This is a genomic window from Streptomyces sp. S3(2020) (assembly GCF_013044505.1).
Classification (GTDB): domain Bacteria; phylum Actinomycetota; class Actinomycetes; order Streptomycetales; family Streptomycetaceae; genus Streptomyces.
The window spans coordinates 1-2,212 of the sequence record NZ_JABERD010000470.1; the positions used below are offsets into that span (position 1 = coordinate 1).

Below are 2,212 nucleotides of genomic sequence, written 5' to 3' on the forward strand. Positions count from 1 at the left end.
CCGTGGGTCAGAGGCGGGTCGCCGTGGGCCAGAGGTGGGTCGCCGTGGGTCAGGAGTGCGGCGCGGTGGGCCAGAGACGGGCCGCGGATGGGCCCTGGATGCGGCACGGCTGCGCCTGAGGCAGGTCGCCGTGGGTCAGAGGCGGGTCGCCGTGGGCCAGAGGTGGGTCGCCGTGGGTCAGGAGTGGGGCACGGTGGGCCAGAGACGGGCCGCGGATGGGCCCTGGATGCGGCACGGCTGCGCCTGAGGCAGGTCGCCGTGGGTCAGAGGCGGGTCGCCGTGGGCCAGAGGTGGGTCGCCGTGGGTCAGGAGTGCGGCGCGGTGGGCCAGAGACGGGCCGCGGATGGGCCCTGGATGCGGCACGGCTGCGCCTGAGGCAGGTCTCCGTGGGCCAGAGGTGGGTCGCCGTGGGTCAGGAGTGCGGCGCGGTCGGTCAGAAGTGCGGCGCGGTCGGCCATAGGCCGGGCGTCCTGGGCCGGAGGCAGGTCACGGGTGGGCTTCTCGCCACGCGGCCATCGCCCTGTTCCACTCCTCCCCCGACAGTGCCGTCAGCGAGGCCGGGAACAGGCCGTCCTCCTCCTTGGCGATGTGGTGGTGGAGTTCCTGGACCGCGTCGGTCAGCGTCCGGACGTCGGCCGCGTCGGTGAGGTCCAGTGAGGGAAGCAGCACGGCGAGCTCACGGTGCTCGGTGACGAGAGCGTCGATGTAGTCGGCGTACTCCGGATCGGACCGCATCACCGCGAACAGCCCGTTCTCCTCGCCCCGCCAGTGGCTGTCGAGCTCCTTCGCCATGACCGCGACCAGTTCGCGGGCCCGCCCGGGCTCCCCGCGTCCCAGCGCCCGCAGGGCGTCCCCGGCGGCGTCGGTGACGCGCTCGTGCTCGGCGATGAACTCCTTGATGAGCGGGATGTCACGGCACCCGCAGTAGTGGCACATGGGGTTGTTGTAGGCGAGCGGCGGCGCACCGGGGCGGAGTGAAACGCACGGGCGCGGTGCGGGCCCGCCCGGTTACCGTGGCCTTCCGCGATCACGGCCGGGAGGGGCAGCCATGAGCCAGTACTTCGACGTCGGTGACGAGACCGTGTGGAACCCCTCCAACGGGGCGGCCCGGCTGTTCCTGCGCCATGTGCGGCTGTACGAGGAGGAGCTGGGGGTGCCCTCGGGGTTCGGGCCGATGGAGAACGACGAGTGCGCGATCGACCCGGCGGTCTTCGGGACGTTCGTGGACGCCCTGCTGGACCTCCACGACCGCACCCGGCACGGCATCATCGACGCCCTGTCCGAGGGGTTCGTGGCGACCGTGCTGGTACTCGCGGAGCGGGCCGGCGTCGAGGTGCGGCGCCCGGTTGTCACGGACGAGCTGGAGGGGCTGCGGGATGTGCAGGTGCCGCTGCTCGACGCGGGGGACAGGGAGGTATGGCTGGGGAAACGGGTGGGCGTGCTCCGGCGCCAGATGCCTCGCTAGTCGTCGACCTGCTCATGGGGGCGACGCTGGAAGCCATCGGTGTCGAGTTCACAGTCAAGCGGGGCTGGCATCGGAAGCTTCTCGCCGAACGGACGCGTGCAGCGCGACTCGTACCCCTTCGCGGAAGGCGTCCAGAGCACCGTCGCCTGCCCCTCCTGCATGTCGAGGATCAGGTAGAGGGGGACACCTGCCCTGCCGTAGACCTGAATCTTGTCGGTGAGATCGTCGTCGCGGGTGGAAGTGGAAGTCAGCTCTGCGACGAAGAAGAGTGCCTCGCCGTCGAGGCGGTTGCTCTCCGTATCGAAAGCCCGTTCATGAGCCGCATAGATGTCCGGTCCGTACGCTCGCTCGTCCCCCGGAAAAACGAAGAGATTGGGAGCCCGCTCAAGCTCGTAGCCTTCGGGAAGGTATGCGTCCAGCTGCCGAAACACCAGACGCATCACACGGGTGTAATACCCCTTCGACCACGGCGACAAGACGATGCTCCCCCTGATGACTTCGGCCTTGTAGCCGTCGGGCACGATCAGCACGTCGAGGTCGTCCAGCAACGCCTCGAAGCTGCGGGGCTCGGTGCCGCTTATCGTCGGTCGCTCTGTCATCAATGTCATGATGCCCCCTCCCGCTGACGCAGACCAGCCGCGACTCAGCGTAGTGGATCGATCACGCGGGAGTGATCGGAATCATCCTTCAGCCCCACCCCCGTCACCCCATTACCCTCTCTCCCCTCCACCGCCGCAGCCCAAGAGG

The 2,212-nt window shown here is 69.4% G+C and carries 3 protein-coding genes; 1 reads left to right on the forward strand and 2 read right to left on the reverse strand.

Annotation, left to right across the window (positions count from 1 at the left end):
• Positions 1 to 486 precede the first annotated feature (486 nt).
• Positions 487 to 936 (reverse strand): hemerythrin domain-containing protein, encoded by a 450-nt coding sequence (locus HLK59_RS49625; RefSeq protein ID WP_171148269.1) that lies wholly within the window; start codon positions 934 to 936, stop codon positions 487 to 489.
• Between the two features lie 112 nt (positions 937 to 1,048).
• Here HLK59_RS49625 and HLK59_RS49630 point away from each other — a divergent pair, with 112 nt between their 5' ends.
• Complete coding sequence (locus tag HLK59_RS49630; RefSeq protein ID WP_206328524.1) at positions 1,049 to 1,465, forward strand: DUF6086 family protein; 417 nt, start codon at positions 1,049 to 1,051, stop codon at positions 1,463 to 1,465.
• On the opposite strand, the gene HLK59_RS49635 is transcribed toward HLK59_RS49630, so the two are convergent.
• Positions 1,462 to 2,073 (reverse strand): Uma2 family endonuclease, encoded by a 612-nt coding sequence (locus HLK59_RS49635; RefSeq protein ID WP_171148270.1) that lies wholly within the window; start codon positions 2,071 to 2,073, stop codon positions 1,462 to 1,464. The two genes, HLK59_RS49630 and HLK59_RS49635, sit on opposite strands and share 4 nt — an antisense overlap.
• Between the last annotated feature and the right edge of the window lie 139 nt (positions 2,074 to 2,212).

What these genes read in the sequence shown, in the direction of transcription:
- HLK59_RS49625 (WP_171148269.1), bottom strand. Translation starts at nt 936, where the DNA reads ATGTGCCACTACTGCGGGTGCCGTGACATCCCGCTCATCAAGGAGTTC.
- HLK59_RS49635 (WP_171148270.1), bottom strand. Translation starts at nt 2,073, where the DNA reads ATGACATTGATGACAGAGCGACCGACGATAAGCGGCACCGAGCCCCGC.
- HLK59_RS49630 (WP_206328524.1), top strand. Translation starts at nt 1,049, where the DNA reads ATGAGCCAGTACTTCGACGTCGGTGACGAGACCGTGTGGAACCCCTCC.